Raw genomic sequence first — 18,011 nt, 5'->3', positions numbered from 1 at the left:
TGGGGATGAGGGGCGTGGGATCAGAGGTTGTCCCGGTGGATCTTGATATCCGCCTGCGCCTGCAGGGACTCCAGCACCGCCTCGAAGTCCAGCGCACCATACAGGCCACGCAGATGACCGCGAGCACCGCTCAGTGCACGCTGATCCGGTTCCACGTTCCGTACCTCCTGCAGGGTCAGCAGCGCGTAGTCCCCATCTTCCAGGCTCACGCCGCCCGCCGTGTGCCGCCCTTCCCGGGGCGCCGACAGACCAAAGGCCGTGCGCAGGATTTCGTTGGGCACGCGGGCATCCTCGCGGGTCACCGTGCGGTTCTCATCCAGTTCACCCGGCAGGCCCTGAGTCACCTGTGACAAGCTCTCGCCTTCCCTGAGGGCCTGCAGCAGCACCTCCCCGGCTTCTCGTGCCAATCGCGCGGATTCCTCGGCACGAATCAGCTCGCGGATTTGATCCTCCACCTCTTCCAGAGGACGGGGCGTGGACGGCTCGTGCTCCTTGACTCGAATCACCAGGGCCCGGCCATCGGCCAACTCCAGTAGATCGCTGTTGCGCTCCTCCTGAAGCACCGGCGTGCTGAAGGCCGCCCGGCGCACTGCGTCCTGCTCGCCGATGCCCTCGCCTTCATCGCGGGTCAGCCAGTCGGTTTCACGGACTTCCAGACCCGTGGCATCCGCCACGGCGGCCAGACTGCGGGGGTTTTCATAGGCCTGGGTGATCATCTGCTCGATGAGTTCGATCTGCCGGGATTCCACCTGACGGGCGCGAACCTCCTGTTCCACCTCGTCACGCACGGCCTCGAAGGGCTCCGACTCAGCAGGCTGGATCTCCGTCAGGCGCAGGATATGAAAACCTTCATTGGTCCGCACCGGCTGGCTGATCTCCCCTTCATCCATGGTGAACAGCACACCATCCAGGGCCGATCCCAGGTCCCCCCGTTGCAGATACCCCAGGTCGCCACCATCACCGGCGCTGAAGTCATCCTCGGAGGCCTCCCGAGCCACCGACTCGAAGTCTTCACCTTCATCGATACGGGCGCGCAACTCCCGGGCCTTGCTGCGCAACGCCTCCACCTGGGCATCATCCGCATCCCGGGGCACGCGCACCAGGATGTGCGCCGCGCGGCGCTCCTCCGGCGAGGTGAAACGATCCAGTTCCTGACGATAATGACGCCGCAGTTCCAATTCGGACACACTCAACTCCGATTCCAGGCGCCCCAGATCCAGTTCCACATAACTCAGGCGCACCCGCTCCGGCGTGCGGAAGCGCTCTTCATTCTGGGCATAGTAGGCCTGTACCTGGTCATCATCGATATTCACCTCCCGGGCATAGTCCTCGGCAGGGATGATGAAATAACTCAGGGTGCGCTCCTGGTTGCTCAGGCGCAGGTACTCTCGCACCTCGGCGTCGGTGACCAGGGCCGAGTTGCGAACTCCCGCCTCGAACTGCTCCAGACGCAGACCCTGTGCCACATCGGCCTCGAAAGCGCCGCGGCTGATACGTTGAGCTTCCAGCAGCCTTTGATAGCGCTCAGGGTCGAAAACACCGTTCTGATGGAACACTTCAATGCCGGACAACTCCCTGGCGACCGCTTGCTGGCTGATGGTGAAACCACGCTCGCTCACGATCTGCCTGACCAACTCACGCCGGATCACGGATTGCAGAGCGTGCTCCCGGAGGGCCTGTTCATCCAGGACACCGTCGGGCAGACGTCCACCAAAAAACTGCGCCATCTGGTCGCGCTGACGCTGCACCTCCCGCTGCAACTCCCGGGTGGTGATCTCGGTGCCGTTGACCTCGGCCGCCACCAGGCGGGCGCCGCCACCGAAATACTCGTGAACCCCCCAAAGAGCAAACGGGATGGTGATCATGATGATGATGGCGTAGGCGAACCAGCCCGACGCCTTGTCGCGAATTTTCAGAAGCATGGGGTATTAGCTATCCAACAACGGAAAGTGAGGTCCATGATACCCAAAAGCGCATCGGGTTTCGCGGGGGAGGTGAGCAGATCCAAAGGGGAACCAGAAAGCAAAAAGGGTGCCCTGAGGCACCCTTTTTGTTTGAATATGGCGGAGCGGACGGGACTCGAACCCGCGACCCCCGGCGTGACAGGCCGGTATTCTAACCAACTGAACTACCGCTCCAAATTGTGATCTAATGCTACCAGAATTCTTCTGGAATGAACACCTTGGTGGGTGCTGAGGGGATCGAACCCCCGACATTCGCCTTGTAAGGGCGACGCTCTACCAGCTGAGCTAAGCACCCGATGAAAGCGCGCTAGTTTACAGCATCTTTCAGTGCTTTACCAGCCTTAAAGCTCGGGACTTTCGAAGCCGGGATCTGGATGGTGTCGCCGGTGCGCGGGTTGCGGCCGCTGCGGGCATCGCGCTCACGAACCAGGAAGGTTCCGAAACCGACGATTGTCACCTGATCGCCTTGGCGGAGTGTATCAGAAATCACATCAACAATGGAATCCACCGCACGCGCGGCTGCAGCCTTGGGGAGGTCGGCGGAGCTGGCGACGGCGTCAATGAGTTCGGATTTATTCATTCAGTTGTACCTTCAGTTAGGCAATAGCGTGGACGAAGCACGTGGCGTCTCGCCGAGTCAAGGGAAATAGCCAGCCTGAGCGCCTGAAAAAAACGGGCGGCACGGACTCGGTTCGTCAGAGGTTACAGGGATTTATTGTTATGGGCGCTTGGACAAGAACGCGGACTTTATACCAAGCGCATTTCGAAGCTGTCAACAACGCGCCCGGGCCGCAAAGCCCCGCGCAGCGCCGTTTGTGGCCATTATCAAGAACCTGCGCGCACACCCTCGGGCTGTCCTTGCGGACGCGTCCGAGGCTGTGCGCGCAGGCAACTCCCGACAAAACGCCGGGGTCAGGCGCTAGTGGTGCGGCACGCGGCCTGTGGATCCCTTGCCGGCGGGCTTGGCTGCCACCTCCGGTTTCTCCGGGGCCTCTTCCTCGGCACCGGCCGGACGCTCCTTGAGCGCAATGGCCAGTACCTCGTCAATCCAGCGCACCGGGCGGATATCCAGACGGCTCTTGATGTTCTTGGGGATATCCGCCAGATCCTTCTCGTTCTCATGAGGAATCAGCACGGTCTCGATACCGCCCCGGTGGGCCGCCAGCAACTTCTCCTTGAGGCCGCCAATGGGCAGCACCTCGCCCCGCAGGGTGATCTCCCCGGTCATGGCCACATCGGAGCGCACCGGGATCCCCGTGAGCGACGAGACAATGGCCGTACACATGCCAATACCGGCGCTGGGACCATCCTTGGGCGTGGCCCCCTCGGGCACGTGGATGTGGATGTCCTTCTTCTCGTGGAAGTCCTCGGCAATGCCCAGGGTCTGGCAACGACTGCGCACCACGGTCATGGCTGCCTGAATGGACTCCTGCATCACGTCCCCGAGCTTGCCGGTGTGGATGCACTTGCCCTTGCCGGGTACCACAGCCGCCTCGATGGTGAGCAACTCGCCACCCACCTCGGTCCAGGCCAGACCGGTCACCTGCCCCACCTGATCGTGCTCCTCGGCCACACCGTAGCGGAAACGCCGCACACCCAGGTACTTGTCCAGGTTCTTGGGCGAGACCACGGTCTTGCGGTCCGAGGCCTTGATCAGATGGGTCTTCACCACCTTGCGGCAGATCTTGGAGATCTCACGTTCCAGGTTACGCACCCCCGACTCGCGGGTGTAGTAACGCACGACATCGCGGATGGCCGCCTCACTGATGTTCAGCTCATCCTCCTTCAGGCCGTTGTTCTTCATCTGCTTGGGCACCAGGTAATTCTGGGCGATGCTGGTCTTCTCATCCTCCGTGTAGCCGGGCAGACGGATCACCTCCATGCGGTCCAGCAACGGACCGGGAATGTTCATGCTGTTGGCCGTGGCCACGAACATGGTGTCCGACAGGTCAAAATCCACCTCCAGATAGTGATCCGCGAAGGTGCTGTTCTGCTCAGGGTCCAGCACTTCCAGCAGGGCCGAAGCCGGGTCGCCCCGGAAGTCCATGGCCATCTTGTCGATCTCATCCAGCAGGAACAGCGGATTACGCGTACCCGCCTTGGACAGGTTCTGAACGATCTTGCCCGGCAGGGCGCCAATGTAGGTACGCCGGTGACCACGGATCTCGGCCTCGTCGCGCACCCCACCCAGGGACATGCGGGTGAACTTGCGATTGGTGGCCCGGGCGATGGAACGCCCCAGGGACGTCTTGCCCACCCCCGGCGGGCCCACCAGGCACAGGATGGGGCCCTTGAGCTTGCGCACACGCTGCTGCACGGCCAGGTACTCGAGGATGCGCTCCTTCACCTTTTCCAGACCGTAGTGATCCTCGTCCAGAACCCGCTGGGCCTCCTCGATGTCGTTGCGCACCTTGGAGCGCTTCTTCCAGGGCACGCTGGTGAGCCATTCCACGTAGTTGCGCACCACCGTGGCCTCGGCCGACATGGGTGACATCATCTTGAGCTTGTTGAGCTCGTTCTGGGCCTTCTGCTTGGCCTCCTTGGGCATGCCGGCCTTTTCCACCCGGCGCTGCAGCTCCTCGAACTCGTTGGGGGCATCTTCCAGGTCGCCCAGCTCCTTCTGGATGGCCTTCATCTGCTCATTGAGGTAGTACTCCCGCTGGCTCTTCTCCATCTGCTGCTTCACGCGGCCGCGAATGCGCTTCTCGATCTGCAGGATGTCGATCTCCCCTTCGATCAGGGACATCAGGTGCTCCAGGCGGGTGCGCACGTCATCCACCTCGAGGATCTTCTGCTTCTCCTCGATCTTCAGGGACATGTGCGCGGCGATGGTATCCGCCAGGCGCGCAGCGTCCTCGATGCCCGCCAGGGAAGTGAGGATCTCGGGCGGGATTTTCTTGTTGAGCTTCACATACTGGTCAAAGAGATTGAGCACCGAACGTGTAAGCACTTCCATCTCCCGCTCGTCGACGCTGGTCTCCTGAGGGATCATGGAAATCTGTGCCGAGAAATGCTCCTCGCCATCGGTGAGTTCCATCACCCGCGCCCGCTCCGAGCCTTCCACCAGGACCTTGATGGTCCCATCGGGCAGCTTGAGCAGTTGCAGGATGGTGGACAGGGTGCCCACCCGGTGGATCTCTTTCGCCGATGGCTCGTCCACCTCGGCGCTCTTCTGGGCCACCAGAAGGATCTGCTTGTTGTTTTCCATGGCGGTGTCCAGCGCCCGAATGGACTTCTCGCGACCTACGAAGAGCGGGATCACCATATGGGGATAGACCACCACGTCCCGCAGCGGCAGGACGGGCACCGTCTGGATGGGCTCGTTGGTGGCTGCTTGGGTCTTCTGTTCGTTATCCATGGTGCTTGGGTCTCGTCTGGATTCGGTATGGGCCCCCGCCGATCCACGGCGCGCGGGGGGTGGCACGCGCCAATACCTTATTTGATGGGTATGTTAACGGCGAATTCAAGGACCAAAGGAAAAAAAGCCGGAAATTCCAGCCTGGGAGGGTCAAAACGAGAGAAAAGGGGGGTGAATGGTGAGAAAAACCAGAACAGGGGGGCAGATCTGAATCTGCCCCCCTTTGGCCAGCATGGCGCCGGGGATACCGATCAGTCCGACGCGGCCTTCTGGTAGTCGGAGTTCTCGTAGATCAGGTAGGGCTTGGCGTCCCCCATGATCACTGCATCATCGATGACCACCTTGGAGACATTCTCCGTGGAGGGGATCTCGTACATGCTGTCCAGGAGCACCTGCTCCAGAATGGTGCGCAGACCACGGGCACCCGTCTTGCGCTCCATGGCCTTCCTGGCCACGGCCCGCAGGGCATCCTCGCGGAACTCGATCTCCACCCCTTCCATCTCGAACAGCTTGCGATACTGCTTGGTCAGGGCGTTCTTGGGCTCGGTGAGGATGCGGATCAGGGCATCTGAATCCAGCTCCTCCAGCGTGGCCACCAGAGGCAGCCGACCCACGAACTCGGGGATCAGACCGAACTTGACCAGGTCCTCCGGCTCCACGCCAAACAGCACCTGGGAACTGGAACGGGATTCATCCTTGGCCTTCACCTCGGCAGAGAAGCCGATACCGCCCTTCTCGGTGCGGTCCCGAATGACCTTTTCCAGGCCGGAGAACGCCCCGCCCACGATGAACAGGATGTTGCGCGTATCCACCTGCAGGAATTCCTGCTGAGGGTGCTTGCGGCCACCCTGGGGTGGCACCGACGCCACGGTGCCCTCGATCAGCTTCAGGAGTGCCTGCTGCACACCCTCGCCGGATACATCACGGGTGATGGAGGGGTTGTCGGACTTGCGGGAGATCTTGTCGATCTCATCGATGTAGACGATACCCGTCTGGGCCTTTTCCACATCGTAGTCGCATTTTTGCAGCAGCTTCTGGATGATGTTCTCCACATCCTCGCCCACGTACCCCGCCTCGGTGAGGGTGGTTGCATCGGCGATGGTGAAGGGAACATTCAGCAGGCGGGCGAGGGTCTCGGCCAGCAGGGTCTTGCCCGAGCCGGTGGGGCCAACGAGCAGGATGTTGCTCTTGGCCAGCTCCACGTCGTCCTTGCCGCTCTTGGCTTCCAGACGCTTGTAATGGTTGTACACGGCCACGGAGAGGATCTTCTTGGCCCGCTCCTGACCAATCACGTATTCGTCGAGAATCTGGTTGATTTCGTGGGGCGTGGGCAACTTGCTGCCCGAGGCGGCCGCCTGCTCCTGCATCTCCTCACGGATGATGTCGTTGCACAGCTCCACGCACTCGTCGCAGATGAACACGGACGGACCCGCGATCAGCTTCCGCACCTCATGCTGGCTCTTGCCGCAAAAGGAGCAATAAAGCAGTTTCCCGCTGTCCGAATCCTTGCCTTTGTTGTCGCTCATCGCCGACCTCAATTCGTACCGTTCGGTTACACCTTGCCCCTTTTATCAGCAGGATGCAAGCCGCCCGCGGGCAGGGTTATTGGGTGCCGGAGCGCGCCCGGCACCCGACTATCAGGGCTTCGCCGGCGGCGTGCGGACGTCGAGCACCTTGTCCACAATGCCGTATTCCTGGCTCTCCGGGCCACTCAGGAAACGATCCCGCTCGGTATCCTCGGCGATACGCTCAATGGACTGCCCCGTGTGGCGGGCCAGGATGCCATTGAGTTGATCCCGAACCTTCAGGATTTCCCGGGCGTGGATATCGATGTCCGTGGCCTGGCCCTGGAAACCACCCAGAGGCTGGTGGATCATCACCCGCGAATGGGGCAGGCAGTAACGCTTGCCCTTGGCGCCACCGGCCAACAGAACGGCACCCATGCTGGCAGCCTGACCGATGCACAGGGTGCTCACGTCCGGCTTGATGAACTGCATGGTGTCGTAGATGGCCAGGCCGGCGGTGACCACACCGCCCGGCGAATTGATGTAGAGGCTGATGTCCTTGTCGGGGTTCTCCGACTCCAGGAACAGCATCTGGGCCACGATCACGTTGGCCATGTAGTCTTCCACCGGACCCACGGCAAAGATCACCCGCTCCTTGAGCAGGCGTGAGTAAATATCATAGGCGCGTTCGCCACGGGCGGTCTGTTCGACCACCATGGGCACCAGGTTCAGGGCCCGGGTATCCTGGGCCCCACCACTTGTCAAACCATCATCTTGCATCAGGCCTGATTCTCCTGGGAAGGATTCATGAGGGCGTCGAAACTCATGGGTTCGTCGCTGACCTCGCACTGGGCCAGCACCCATTCGACCACCTGCTGCTCAAGCACCATGGCTTCCAATCCGCTCATGGCCTGCTTGTTACCACGATAATAGCTGATCACTTGCTGCGGATCTTCATAACCGGCGGCCATGGCCTCCAGCTCGGCGGTGACCTTGTCCTGGTCCACCTTGATATCGTGCTGGCGAACGATCTCGCGGATCACCAGCCCCAGGCCAACGCGTCGCTCGGCGTCTGCCTTGAACTGCTCGTCGGGCAGCTGCGGCGCCCCTTCCTGGTTCATGCCGTAGCGGGACTGAGTCTGCTCGCGCAGGCGGTTGATCTCTTCCTGCACGATGGCTGACGGCAGGTCGACGGAATTACGCTCCAGCAGGGCGTCCATGACCTGGTCCTTGACCCGTGCCTTGACCGCCTGCGCCATCTCGCGGGACATGTTGTTCTTCACTTCCTCGCGCAGCTTCTCCATGCCGCCCTCTTCCACGCCGAAGGCCTTGGCGAACTCGTCGTTCAGCTCCGGCAGGGAAGCCTCCTGGACCTTCTTCACGGTGAGCGCGAACTCGGCCGTGCGGCCTGCCAGGTGTTCGGCCGGGTAATCCTCGGGGAAGTTCACCTCAATGGTCTTTTCCTCACCGGGGGTCACGCCAGGCAGCTGGTCTTCAAAGTCTTTGATCATGCGACCCTGGCCCAGTTCAATCGGCACGTCCTCGGCCTCGCCGCCCTCGAAGGGTTCGCCATCCAGGGTGCCCTTGAAGTCCACCACCACCTGGTCTCCTTCAGCGGCCGGGCGCTCCACATCCACCCACTCACGGCGCTGCTTGCGCAGGGACTCGATCACCTTGTCCACATCCGCCTCGGTGATCTCCACCTGAGGACGCTTGATCTGGGCGCCGGACATGTCGGCAGGCTGCACCTCGGGGAACACCTCGAAGGTGGCCACATATTCCAGCGGCTGACCCGCCTCCATGGACTGGGGCTCGATGTCCGGGGTGCCGGCGGGGATGATGCGCTCCTGAGCCAGGGCCTCCTGGTAGGAGGACTGCAGGATCTCGCCCAGAACTTCCTGATACACACCTTCGCCGTAGCGCTTCTGCACCACCTTGAGGGGCACCTTGCCGGGACGGAAACCATCGATGCGCACGCGCTTGACCAGCGACTTGAGGCGACGATCCACCTCTTCCTGAATGCGCTCGGCAGGCACCTGCACCGTCATCCGCCGCTCCAGGTTGCTCAGGGACTCCACTGATACTTGCATGGAATGAAAACCTCTTCGCCTCTAAATTTTCGAATCTTGAGTCGTGGCAAACCCGGCGTCCCTTGGGGCGCCTTGCAGCCACTGCGGGCTCGACTTGCCAAACGCGTAAATTGGTGCGAAAGGAGAGACTCGAACTCTCACGGGTTTTCCCCACTGGAACCTAAATCCAGCGCGTCTACCAGTTCCGCCACTTTCGCATGCATCCATTACCAACCGTGCAAACCCGGGATTATACAAGCACGCCACACGCACTATAACCCATTGCGCCGCCCGTGCCGCAGATACGAAAAGGCCCGGCATGCGCCGGGCCTTTTCGAAACACACAAAATGGTGGGCCGTGAAGGACTTGAACCTTCAACCAATGGATTAAGAGTCCACTGCTCTACCAATTGAGCTAACGGCCCGTCTGACTGGTACCCGCTTTCGGGTTACTGCCAGGGTCGCCAGATACCCTGCCAGAAGATGGGGTGGCCGACGGGGCTCGAACCCGCGACAACCGGAATCACAATCCGGGACTCTACCATCTGAGCTACGGCCACCATCATTTTCAACACTGCCACCGGTCACCCGGCAAATGGCGCGCCCGGCAGGACTCGAACCTGCAACCCTCGGCTTAGAAGGCCGATGCTCTATCCAGTTGAGCTACGGGCGCGGAGTCCACGCATCCTCCGGGTCTTTATGGTCGGGGTAGAGGGATTCGAACCCCCGACATCCTGCTCCCAAAGCAGGCGCGCTACCAGACTGCGCTATACCCCGGATTTCCCAACCTCACAAACAGCCAAGGCGACGCGGAAGCCGTGGATATTAAACCCATATTTCCACCGCGTCAATGCGCGAACAGGGTCAATCCCCTCCGGCACGCAGCATGCGCTTGCGCCGCCAGCGCAGCAGCGCCAAGCCCGGGCCGGACAGGGCATACAGCAAGAACCCTGTCCACAGCACCTTGGCCGGATCCAGGGCTGTCAGCATCACCGCGAAAAGCACCCCCAGCACGACAAAGAACGGCACGCGGTGACGAAAATCCATATCCTTGAAACTGAAGTAGGTGAGATTGCTCACCATGGCCGCACCGCTGAGCACCGTGAGCAGCAACGCGAGCAGGAACAGATCCTGACCCGCAAAGCCCAACTCATTCCATACCCACACCATCCCCATCAGCACGGCGGCCGCCGATGGACTCGGCAGCCCCTGGAAAAAACGCTTGTCGGAACTACCCGCCTTCACATTGAACCGGGCCAGACGCAGGGCGGTGGCGGCGGCATAGAAAAAGGCCACCACCCAGCCCAGCTGCCCCAGCCCCGACAGGGCCCACAAATAGATGATGATGGCGGGCGCCACGCCAAAGGAGACCATGTCCGCCAGGGAGTCATACTCGGCCCCGAAGGCGGTCTGGGTCTGGGTCATGCGGGCCACGCGCCCATCCACGCCATCCAGGATCATGGCCACGAAGATCGCCACTGCCGCCGCGGTGAACTGCCCCTCAAAGGCGGCGATAATGCCGTAGAAACCGGCAAACAGCGCCCCCGTGGTGAACAGGTTGGGCAGCAGGTAGATACCGCGCCGCCCCCGTGGGGGCGTTGCCTCACCTTCGTCGTTCACGACTCGGCTTCCTGCTTTTTATGGACCAGGGTGGCCATCACATCCGTCGCCGCAGCCACACGCTGGCCCGGCCGCACCTCGGCACGCGACGTGGGGGGCAGGTAAACCTGAACCCACCGGCCAAACCCCAGAAAGCCGCAACGACGGCTCTGGCCCAGACGATCGCCGCTACCGGCCATGCAATTGAATACATGCGGCCAGGAACGACTTTGCATGGCCACAACCACATCATCCCCCTCGTCGGTCTTCAACCAGACGGCCAGATGTCCGCTGGCATCCACGGCATTATCGGTCTTGCGACGGAAGAATTGCTGCACCCGGCATTCCAGCGGGCTGTACATATTGAACTCCCCACGCCAGTTCTGGCGCAGGGTGATGCGCAACGCCGGACGCTCCAGGAACGGGTCGTGGCACTCGTCCACGGCCGTCACCCGCGCATCCAACGGACTGAAAACGGCCAGCGGGCGGGAGGGTGTATCCCGCCCCCGGTTACGAAACACAAAAAAGCCGCCCAGCAGCAACAGCCACGTGGGGGCGGCCCACACGCCCAAAAACAAATGCGCCACGGCCACCAACACGGCCAGCAGCGCAAGATAGGCACGTCCTTCCGGAGCAATGGGTAACATGATCATCCCGGCCCCGGGCACGCGGCGCGCACCCGGGGCGTTGAGGCTTTAGTTCTTGGACTTGTCGACGATCTTGTTGTCCTTGATCCAGGGCATCATGTCCCGCAGGCGGCTGCCCACCACTTCCAGATCGTGCTCGCGGGCCAGGCGACGGCTGGCCTTCAGGCGCGGCGCACCGGCCTTGTTTTCCAGGATGAATTCACGGGCAAACTCACCGGTCTGGATCTCGCTCAGGATCTTGCGCATCTCTTCCTTGGTCTGCTCGTTCACCACGCGCGGGCCCCGGGTGATATCACCGTATTCAGCGGTGTTGGAGATGGAGTAGCGCATGTCGGCCACGCCACCTTCGTACATCAGGTCAACGATCAGCTTGAGCTCGTGCAGGCACTCGAAGTAGGCCATCTCCGGCGGGTACCCCGCCTCGACCAGGGTTTCAAAACCGGCCTGCACCAGGGCAGAGGCACCGCCGCAGAGCACGGCCTGCTCGCCGAACAGGTCGGTTTCGGTCTCGTCCTTGAAGGTGGTCTCGATGATGCCGGCACGACCACCGCCATTGGCGGAGGCATAGGACAGCGCGATCTCCCGGCCGCGGCCCGTGGCGTCCTGGTAGACGGCGATCAGGCTGGGCACACCGCCACCCTGGGTGTAGGTGGAACGCACCAGGTGACCGGGGCCCTTGGGGGCGATCATCAGCACGTCCAGATCGGCGCGGGGCTGGATCTGCTCGAAATGCACATTGAAGCCATGGGCGAAGGCCAGGGCACCGCCCTCCTTCAGGTTGGGCTCGATCTGCTGAGCATACAGGTCGGCCTGATGCTCATCCGGGGCCAGCACCATCACCAGGTCGGCACCCTTCACGGCCACTTCGATGTTCTTCACATTCAGGCCCGCGTCCTCGGCCTTCTTGGCGGAGGACGAACCCGGGCGCAAGCCCACGGTCACGTCGACGCCGGAATCCTTCAGGTTGTTGGCATGGGCATGACCCTGGGAGCCATAACCGATGATGGCCACCTTCATCCCCTGGATGATGGAAAGATCGGCGTCTTTGTCGTAATAGACCTGCATTTGGTAAATCCCCGGAAAATGAACGTTGGGTTGAAGGGAAAGAGCAATCAGAGTTTCAGGGCCACGTCGCCACGGGCAATCCCCATGACGCCGGAGCGCACCACCTCGATCACCTCGAAGTGGCTCATGGATTCCACAAAGGCGTCCAGTTTGTCGCTGTCGCCGGTGAGCTCCACCACGTAGGTGGCGGCACTCACATCGATGATGTGACCGCGGAAGATCTCGGCCATGCGCATCACCTCGGCGCGCTGGTCGGCATCCTGCACCTTGAGCTTGATGAGCATCATCTCGCGCTCGATGTGGCGATGCTCGGTCAAATCCAGCAGCTTGACCACATCCACCAGCTTGTTGAGCTGCTTGGTGATCTGCTCGATCACCTGGTCCGACCCCCGGGTGACCAGGGTCAGTCGGGACAGGGTGGGATCCTCGGTGGGCGCCACGGTCAGCGATTCAATATTATAGCCACGAGCCGAGAACAGGCCGGCAACCCGGGAGAGGGCACCGGACTCGTTTTCCATCAGTATCGAGATAATGTGTCGCATGATTACAGGAGGATCATTTCGTTCTGGCCCGCACCGGCCGGGATCATGGGATAGACGTTCTCACTCTGGTCAGTGATGAAGTCCATGAAGACCAGACGATCCTTCATGTCCAGGGCCTCCTTGAGCGCCCCTTCCACGTCGCCCGGCGACTCAATGCGCATGCCCACGTGCCCGTAGGCCTCGGCAAGCTGCACGAAGTCCGGCAGGGCATCCATGTAGGACATGGCATAACGCCCCTGATAGAAGAACTCCTGCCACTGGCGCACCATGCCCATGTAGCGGTTGTTCAGGGCCACCACCTTGATGGGCAGATGATACTGCAGGGCCGTGGACAACTCCTGGATGCACATCTGGATGCTGGCCTCGCCGGTCACACAGACCACGGTCTCGTCCCGGTGGGCCAACTGGGTGCCGATGGCCGCCGGCAGACCGAAGCCCATGGTGCCCAGGCCGCCGGAGTTGATCCAGCGATTGGGCTTGTCGAAGCCGTAGAACTGGGCCGTCCACATCTGATGCTGCCCCACGTCGGAAGTGACGAAGGCATCCCCCTGGGTGAGGCGATGCAGGGTCTCCAGCACGTACTGGGGCTTGATCAGCTCGCTGTCGCGATCGTACTTGAGGCAGTCCATGGAGCGCCACTCGTCGATCTGCTTCCACCAGTTCTCCAGCGGTTCGGGATCGGGGCGGCGCTCCCCGGCCTTGATCTCCTTGATCATGGCCTTGAGCACGCTGTCCACCTGACCGACGATGGGCACATCCACCTTCACGTTCTTGGAGATGGAGGCCGGATCCACGTCCACGTGGACAATGCGGGCATTGGGACAGAACTTCTCGATATTGCCCGTCACCCGGTCATCAAAGCGGGCGCCGATGGCAATCAGCACATCCGCGTGATGCATGGCCATATTGGCCTCATAGGTGCCGTGCATCCCCAGCATGCCGATGAACTGCTTGTCCGACGAGGGGTAGGCGCCCAGGCCCATCAGGGTGTTGGTGATGGGGTAATTCAGCAGCCGTGTGAGCTCGGTCAGCGACTTGGAGGCATTGCTCAGGATCACCCCACCACCGCTGTAGATCACCGGCTGACGGGCGGAGAGTATCAGGTCCACCGCGCGACGAATCTGCCCCGGATGCCCCTTCACCGTGGGGTTGTAGGAGCGCATCTTGATGGAGCGCGGATACTGGAACTCGCACTTGTCGGCGGTGATGTCCTTGGGGATGTCCACGACCACGGGCCCCGGGCGCCCGGTGGTGGCCACGTAGAAGGCCTTCTTGATGGTGGTGGCCAGGTCCTTCACGTCCTTCACCAGGAAATTGTGCTTCACGCAGGGCCGGGTGATGCCCACGGTGTCCACTTCCTGGAAGGCATCGTTGCCGATCAGGCTGGTGGGCACCTGGCCACTGAAGACCACCAGGGGCACGGAATCCATGTAGGCATCGGCGATGCCCGTGACCGCGTTGGTGGCCCCGGGGCCGGAGGTCACCAGCACCACACCGGGGCGATTGGTGGACTTGGCGTAGCCCTCTGCAGCGTGCACGGCGGCCTGCTCATGGCGCACCAGGATGTGCTCCACCTTGTCCTGACGGTACAGGGCGTCGTAGATGTGCAGTACCGAGCCCCCAGGATAGCCGAACAAGGTATCGACATTCTCTTCCTGCAGGCATCGGACAAATATCTCGGCACCGGTCAATTCCACGGTCTGGGTCTCCTGCTGCGCGCTCTGCGGGCCTGGTCTCGGGGTCGCTCCCGGACGCGTGATGAGCGCGCCGCACGGAAGCGAGGGGAAAAGGGTCGATCATAATATGATCTGGTGGGAATTTCACTACCGCCGGCCATACACTGGATCACCCCCCTTCCGAAGAGAACCCACATGCCAAAACGCAAGCACCCGCCACGGGCTGACAACGCACCCTGCCCGTGCGGCTCCGGCCTCCACCGCGAACGCTGCTGCGGCCCCTTTCTGGATGGCACCTCCCTCCCCCCAACGGCCGAAGCCCTGATGCGCTCTCGGTACACCGCCTTCGTGGAGGGGCGGACCGACTACCTGCTGGACACCTGGCTGCCCAGGACACGCCCTCCCCTGCTGGAACTGGAGCCAAACCAGCAGTGGCTGGGGCTGAGCATCCGTGCCACGTCAGCTGGCGGCGTGGGGGATGACCGCGGCGAGGTGGAGTTCGTGGCCCGCTCCCGCATCGCCGGCCGGGGCATACGCCTGCACGAACGCAGCCGGTTCCAGCGCGTGGATGGGCGGTGGTATTACGTGGACGGGGATTTCCCGGGGTGACATGCCATCGATTGGCAAGGCGCTCACTGTACAGTATCCTGCACCGATACAACATCCTGTACAGGAGCAACCTGATGGATGCCATCAGCTACACAGCCGCCAGAGCCAATCTCGCAAAAACCATGGAGCAGGTCTGTGAGGACCATGCTCCCGTGATCATCACCCGGAGCAAGGCCCAGTCCGTGGTCATGCTCTCTCTTGAGGACTACGAGGCGTTGCAAGAGACGGCCTACCTCCTGCGCACACCCCAAAATGCCCGTCGCTTGCTGGAATCCATTGCCGAGCTGGAGCAAGGCGGCGGCCAGGAAAAGGAACTTCCTGAATGAAACTCATCTTCTCCGAGCACGCATGGGAAGACTACCTGCACTGGCAGAGAACTGACAAAAACACCCTTCTCCGAATCAACACACTGATCAAGGAAACCAAGCGCGAACCGTTCAAAGGCGCCGGCAAACCGGAACCCCTCAAACATGGCCTCGCAGGTTACTGGTCCCGTCGAATCAACGATGAACACCGCATGATCTACAAGGTGACAGATGACGCTTTGCTGATCGCTCAGCTTCGGTATCACTACTGATTCGCCATCCACAGTGGCGGGGTCAATCAGTTCACCAACTCGTTATGCGATTTGCTGCAAGGCATTGGCGAGATCGCGGCCAGCCGTAGGGGGAGGAAGGGGCTTGCCTTCCTGTTGATACAGCTCGATGGCTTCTTCTACAATCTGGCAGAGTTCGGCGAAGACCTCCTTTTCGTCCGTCCCGTGGCAACCTCCATAAAGCAGGCCCGGCGCGCTACCCACAAAACACTGATCCTCTTCGGACCATTCCACAATCTTGGCGTAAAGGGCACTTTCTTTCATTTCTTCGACTCCTGGACTGCCTTCCCTACAGCCCGTATCTGGTATTTCTTGGCGTCATCCCCGAGTTTGCCAGAAATCGTCACAGGCTTCGACACGTTTGGGTGGATGAAATTCCGGTGGCTTCCCTTGCCACCGTGATCCTCGAAGCCGGCTTGTTTGAGGGATTTGATTAGTTCTCGAACTTTCGGTGGCATGACATCTCCCTGGCTACCCTCCTGGTCGCATAACGCTGCGCTCACCGACAAATAATGAGCGCAGCGAGTAATTTGTCCGTGTGGAGCTCACCGGCCGGAGCTGGGGCATGTCCATGGATCACCGGCTCAAGACGCTGATGGAATATGTCCACATCCTCCACCTGCTGGCCCTGGGAACGCCAAAACGTGCCGCCATCTGGACAGGCATGAGCTCCAAAAGCTACTGGCACCTGTCCCGATCCCTCGGCACCCAGACCGGGATGACCAATGACTGGCTGAAACGCCAGGGCTTGATCAGCATCCGCGATCAATGGATGAAAGCGCATGGTTATACCTGAAATCGTCGTGTGTGCTCCCTTCTTGTGAACCGCGTGGTGCGGACCCGCATGCCAGGTGGTGTGGGGAGGGCGGGCTAAACACCCGTCCTTACCCGATTCGGCACTCAACGACGCCCCTTCCAGTAGCCAGGCTCCCGATGCAGATTCATTACGGCAACGACCCAGCGCGCGACAAGCCCCGCCGTTCAGGGCGGGGAAGGATAGCGCGGACGGCGTAGCCGTCCTTGGGTTTCAGTGAGGTGTCTGCTGCTGCTCGATGTACTGGCGCACGATGGAGATCGGCGCGCCGCCGCAGGAGGATGCGAAGTAGGACGGCGACCACAGCACGCCCTTCCAGTAGCGTTTCTCGATGTCCGGGCGCTCCTTGCGAAGCAGACGGCTGGAGACGCCCTTGAGGCTGTTCACGAGGTTCGAGACGGCCACCTTGGGCGGATACTCCACCAGCAGATGCATATGATCGTCCTCGCCGTCCATCTCGATCAGTTGTGCCTCGAAGTCGGTGCAGACCTTGCTCGTAGGCTAAACTATAATCTCTGCATGCAACAGCTCCAAGCCTTCAAGTTTGAGCTACGCCCCGGCGGCCATCAGGAACGGCAAATGCGCCGTTTCGCTGGCTCGTGCCGGTTCGTGTTCAACAAGGCGTTGGCGTTGCAGAAGAAACGTTACGAGCAAGGCGAGAAGAAGCTCGGCTATGCCGGACTGTGCAAGCTGCTCACCGAGTGGCGCAAAGGGCCGGAAACGCCATGGCTGGCCGATGCACCGACGCACCCGCTTCAACAGACGCTCAAGGACCTGGAGCGCGCCTACGCCAATTTCTTCGCCAAGCGTGCGGACTTTCCGCGCTTCAAGAAGAAAGGCCAGTCCGATAGCTTCCGCTATCCCGATCCGAAACAGATCAAACTCGACCAGGGCAACAGCCGTATTTTTCTGCCCAAACTGGGCTGGGTGCGTTATCGCAACAGCCGCAAGGTGGTGGGCGAGGTGCGCAATGTCACCGTCTCCCTCTCGGGCGGGCGCTGGCATGTATCCATCCAGGCGCGGCAGGAGATCGAAGATCCCCGCCACCCGGCTCGCAGCATCGTCGGCATGGATATGGGGGTGGCCTGCTTCGCCGCCCTCTCCAGCGGCGAGATCATTGCCCCGGCCAGTGCCCTTCAAAAGCGCCAACGGCAACTGGCGCGGGCTCAAAGGGCGATGAGCCGCAAGGTCAAATTCAGCAACAACTGGAAAAAGGCCAAAGCCCGTATCCAGCGCATTCACACCCGCATCGGCCATGCCCGCCGCGACTTCCTGCACAAGACCTCGACCGCGATCAGCCAAAACCACGCAGTCGTTGTGATAGAGGACTTGCAGGTACGGAATATGTCCAAGTCGGCAGCAGGCACGGTCCATCTGCCGGGGCGAAATGTCCGGGCCAAATCGGGCCTGAACCGATCCATTCTGGATCAGGGATGGGCCGAGTTCCGACGCCAGCTTGAATATAAGCAGACATGGCGCGGTGGAATGGTCATTGCGGTGAATCCACGCAACACCAGCCGGATGTGTCCGGCTTGTGGTCATGCGGACAAGGCCAACCGCAAGACCCA

18 protein-coding genes, 7 tRNA genes and 1 pseudogene are annotated in these 18,011 nt (G+C 61.4%); 5 read left to right on the top strand and 21 right to left on the bottom strand.

Annotated features, from left to right (window positions below):
- Nucleotides 1-20: 20 nt before the first annotated feature.
- From LPW30_RS15430 to LPW30_RS15345, 18 genes are all read right to left on the bottom strand, one after another.
- Complete coding sequence (locus tag LPW30_RS15430; protein WP_239681303.1) at nucleotides 21-1,922, bottom strand: SurA N-terminal domain-containing protein; 1,902 nt, start codon at nucleotides 1,920-1,922, stop codon at nucleotides 21-23.
- Between the two features lie 139 nt (nucleotides 1,923-2,061).
- Nucleotides 2,062-2,138: transfer RNA gene (locus tag LPW30_RS15425), tRNA-Asp, on the bottom strand.
- A 45-nt stretch (nucleotides 2,139-2,183) separates the two neighbouring features.
- Nucleotides 2,184-2,259 (bottom strand) — tRNA-Val (locus LPW30_RS15420).
- 12 nt (nucleotides 2,260-2,271) lie between these two features.
- A complete protein-coding gene (locus LPW30_RS15415; protein WP_025280902.1) occupies nucleotides 2,272-2,544 on the bottom strand; it encodes an HU family DNA-binding protein in 273 nt (90 codons plus the stop codon).
- 339 nt (nucleotides 2,545-2,883) lie between these two features.
- Complete coding sequence (lon, locus tag LPW30_RS15410) at nucleotides 2,884-5,322, bottom strand: endopeptidase La (protein WP_025280901.1); 2,439 nt, start codon at nucleotides 5,320-5,322, stop codon at nucleotides 2,884-2,886.
- Nucleotides 5,323-5,573: 251 nt separating this feature from the next.
- On the bottom strand, nucleotides 5,574-6,848 hold the full coding sequence (clpX, locus tag LPW30_RS15405) for an ATP-dependent Clp protease ATP-binding subunit ClpX (RefSeq protein WP_025280900.1): 1,275 nt from the start codon (nucleotides 6,846-6,848) through the stop codon (nucleotides 5,574-5,576).
- A gap of 111 nt (nucleotides 6,849-6,959) precedes the next feature.
- Nucleotides 6,960-7,607 carry an ATP-dependent Clp endopeptidase proteolytic subunit ClpP gene (gene clpP / locus LPW30_RS15400; RefSeq protein WP_025280899.1) on the bottom strand — a complete coding sequence of 216 codons (648 nt, stop codon included), beginning with the start codon at nucleotides 7,605-7,607 and terminating at the stop codon, nucleotides 6,960-6,962.
- Nucleotides 7,607-8,917, bottom strand: coding sequence for a trigger factor (tig, locus tag LPW30_RS15395; RefSeq protein WP_239681302.1), 1,311 nt, complete (start codon nucleotides 8,915-8,917; stop codon nucleotides 7,607-7,609). Before tig ends, clpP begins: the two co-directional genes overlap by 1 nt.
- A gap of 111 nt (nucleotides 8,918-9,028) precedes the next feature.
- Nucleotides 9,029-9,114 (bottom strand) — tRNA-Leu (locus tag LPW30_RS15390).
- A 131-nt stretch (nucleotides 9,115-9,245) separates the two neighbouring features.
- A tRNA-Lys gene (locus LPW30_RS15385) sits at nucleotides 9,246-9,321 on the bottom strand.
- A 59-nt stretch (nucleotides 9,322-9,380) separates the two neighbouring features.
- A tRNA-His gene (locus LPW30_RS15380) sits at nucleotides 9,381-9,456 on the bottom strand.
- Nucleotides 9,457-9,492: 36 nt separating this feature from the next.
- Nucleotides 9,493-9,569: transfer RNA gene (locus LPW30_RS15375), tRNA-Arg, on the bottom strand.
- Between the two features lie 27 nt (nucleotides 9,570-9,596).
- A tRNA-Pro gene (locus LPW30_RS15370) sits at nucleotides 9,597-9,673 on the bottom strand.
- An 87-nt stretch (nucleotides 9,674-9,760) separates the two neighbouring features.
- Entirely contained in the window at nucleotides 9,761-10,516 is a 756-nt protein-coding gene (gene pssA / locus LPW30_RS15365) for a CDP-diacylglycerol--serine O-phosphatidyltransferase (protein WP_025280897.1), read from the bottom strand.
- On the bottom strand, nucleotides 10,513-11,142 hold the full coding sequence (locus LPW30_RS15360; protein WP_239681301.1) for a phosphatidylserine decarboxylase: 630 nt from the start codon (nucleotides 11,140-11,142) through the stop codon (nucleotides 10,513-10,515). Before LPW30_RS15360 ends, pssA begins: the two co-directional genes overlap by 4 nt.
- Before the next feature lie 48 nt (nucleotides 11,143-11,190).
- Nucleotides 11,191-12,207, bottom strand: a complete 1,017-nt coding sequence (ilvC, locus tag LPW30_RS15355) for a ketol-acid reductoisomerase (protein WP_025280895.1) — start codon at nucleotides 12,205-12,207, stop codon at nucleotides 11,191-11,193.
- Between the two features lie 47 nt (nucleotides 12,208-12,254).
- A complete protein-coding gene (ilvN, locus tag LPW30_RS15350) occupies nucleotides 12,255-12,749 on the bottom strand; it encodes an acetolactate synthase small subunit (protein ID WP_025280894.1) in 495 nt (164 codons plus the stop codon).
- A gap of 2 nt (nucleotides 12,750-12,751) precedes the next feature.
- Nucleotides 12,752-14,446 (bottom strand): acetolactate synthase 3 large subunit, encoded by a 1,695-nt coding sequence (locus LPW30_RS15345; RefSeq protein ID WP_239681300.1) that lies wholly within the window; start codon nucleotides 14,444-14,446, stop codon nucleotides 12,752-12,754.
- 174 nt (nucleotides 14,447-14,620) lie between these two features.
- Here LPW30_RS15345 and LPW30_RS15340 point away from each other — a divergent pair, with 174 nt between their 5' ends.
- From LPW30_RS15340 to LPW30_RS15330, 3 genes are all read left to right on the top strand, one after another.
- Nucleotides 14,621-15,034, top strand: a complete 414-nt coding sequence (locus tag LPW30_RS15340) for a YchJ family protein (protein WP_239681299.1) — start codon at nucleotides 14,621-14,623, stop codon at nucleotides 15,032-15,034.
- Between the two features lie 74 nt (nucleotides 15,035-15,108).
- The gene (locus LPW30_RS15335; RefSeq protein ID WP_238625515.1) at nucleotides 15,109-15,360 is read left to right on the top strand and encodes a type II toxin-antitoxin system Phd/YefM family antitoxin; all 252 of its coding nucleotides are present in this window, start codon (nucleotides 15,109-15,111) and stop codon (nucleotides 15,358-15,360) included.
- The gene (locus LPW30_RS15330; RefSeq protein WP_239681298.1) at nucleotides 15,357-15,611 is read left to right on the top strand and encodes a Txe/YoeB family addiction module toxin; all 255 of its coding nucleotides are present in this window, start codon (nucleotides 15,357-15,359) and stop codon (nucleotides 15,609-15,611) included. Before LPW30_RS15335 ends, LPW30_RS15330 begins: the two co-directional genes overlap by 4 nt.
- A 42-nt stretch (nucleotides 15,612-15,653) precedes the next feature.
- On the opposite strand, the gene LPW30_RS15325 is transcribed toward LPW30_RS15330, so the two are convergent.
- Both LPW30_RS15325 and LPW30_RS15320 read right to left on the bottom strand, forming a co-directional pair.
- Entirely contained in the window at nucleotides 15,654-15,893 is a 240-nt protein-coding gene (locus LPW30_RS15325; protein WP_238625518.1) for a hypothetical protein, read from the bottom strand.
- Nucleotides 15,890-16,087 carry a type II toxin-antitoxin system HicA family toxin gene (locus LPW30_RS15320; protein WP_239681297.1) on the bottom strand — a complete coding sequence of 66 codons (198 nt, stop codon included), beginning with the start codon at nucleotides 16,085-16,087 and terminating at the stop codon, nucleotides 15,890-15,892. The genes LPW30_RS15325 and LPW30_RS15320 overlap by 4 nt, the downstream gene beginning before the upstream one ends.
- 107 nt (nucleotides 16,088-16,194) lie before the next feature.
- On the opposite strand from LPW30_RS15320, the gene LPW30_RS15315 reads away from it, so the two are divergent.
- Nucleotides 16,195-16,425: a maturase gene (locus LPW30_RS15315; RefSeq protein ID WP_239681296.1), complete on the top strand. Its 231-nt coding sequence runs from the start codon at nucleotides 16,195-16,197 to the stop codon at nucleotides 16,423-16,425.
- A gap of 231 nt (nucleotides 16,426-16,656) precedes the next feature.
- Here LPW30_RS15315 and tnpA read toward each other — a convergent pair.
- Nucleotides 16,657-16,938: pseudogene (gene tnpA, locus LPW30_RS15310) on the bottom strand (IS200/IS605 family transposase); the annotation flags it as partial.
- Here tnpA and LPW30_RS15305 point away from each other — a divergent pair.
- Nucleotides 16,879-18,011 (top strand): RNA-guided endonuclease InsQ/TnpB family protein (locus LPW30_RS15305; RefSeq protein WP_239681295.1); only part of this gene is annotated, 1,133 nt, incomplete at its 3' end. The pseudogene tnpA and the gene LPW30_RS15305 sit on opposite strands and share 60 nt — an antisense overlap.

The sequence above is a fragment of the Ectothiorhodospira variabilis genome, from assembly GCF_022227625.1.
In the GTDB taxonomy this organism is placed as follows: Bacteria; Pseudomonadota; Gammaproteobacteria; order Ectothiorhodospirales; family Ectothiorhodospiraceae; genus Ectothiorhodospira; species Ectothiorhodospira haloalkaliphila.
Note: the sequence above shows the minus strand (reverse complement) of the source record. Positions and strands in the feature narration are given on the sequence as shown.

Excerpts from the sequence above, each read along its gene's own strand:
- LPW30_RS15430 (WP_239681303.1), bottom strand. The coding sequence starts at position 1,922 with ATGCTTCTGAAAATTCGCGACAAGGCGTCGGGCTGGTTCGCCTACGCC.
- LPW30_RS15415 (WP_025280902.1), bottom strand. The coding sequence starts at position 2,544 with ATGAATAAATCCGAACTCATTGACGCCGTCGCCAGCTCCGCCGACCTC.
- lon (WP_025280901.1), bottom strand. The coding sequence starts at position 5,322 with ATGGATAACGAACAGAAGACCCAAGCAGCCACCAACGAGCCCATCCAG.
- clpX (WP_025280900.1), bottom strand. The coding sequence starts at position 6,848 with ATGAGCGACAACAAAGGCAAGGATTCGGACAGCGGGAAACTGCTTTAT.
- clpP (WP_025280899.1), bottom strand. The coding sequence starts at position 7,607 with ATGCAAGATGATGGTTTGACAAGTGGTGGGGCCCAGGATACCCGGGCC.
- tig (WP_239681302.1), bottom strand. The coding sequence starts at position 8,917 with ATGCAAGTATCAGTGGAGTCCCTGAGCAACCTGGAGCGGCGGATGACG.
- LPW30_RS15360 (WP_239681301.1), bottom strand. The coding sequence starts at position 11,142 with ATGTTACCCATTGCTCCGGAAGGACGTGCCTATCTTGCGCTGCTGGCC.
- ilvC (WP_025280895.1), bottom strand. The coding sequence starts at position 12,207 with ATGCAGGTCTATTACGACAAAGACGCCGATCTTTCCATCATCCAGGGG.
- ilvN (WP_025280894.1), bottom strand. The coding sequence starts at position 12,749 with ATGCGACACATTATCTCGATACTGATGGAAAACGAGTCCGGTGCCCTC.
- LPW30_RS15340 (WP_239681299.1), top strand. The coding sequence starts at position 14,621 with ATGCCAAAACGCAAGCACCCGCCACGGGCTGACAACGCACCCTGCCCG.
- LPW30_RS15335 (WP_238625515.1), top strand. The coding sequence starts at position 15,109 with ATGGATGCCATCAGCTACACAGCCGCCAGAGCCAATCTCGCAAAAACC.
- LPW30_RS15330 (WP_239681298.1), top strand. The coding sequence starts at position 15,357 with ATGAAACTCATCTTCTCCGAGCACGCATGGGAAGACTACCTGCACTGG.
- LPW30_RS15325 (WP_238625518.1), bottom strand. The coding sequence starts at position 15,893 with ATGAAAGAAAGTGCCCTTTACGCCAAGATTGTGGAATGGTCCGAAGAG.
- LPW30_RS15320 (WP_239681297.1), bottom strand. The coding sequence starts at position 16,087 with ATGCCACCGAAAGTTCGAGAACTAATCAAATCCCTCAAACAAGCCGGC.
- LPW30_RS15315 (WP_239681296.1), top strand. The coding sequence starts at position 16,195 with ATGTCCATGGATCACCGGCTCAAGACGCTGATGGAATATGTCCACATC.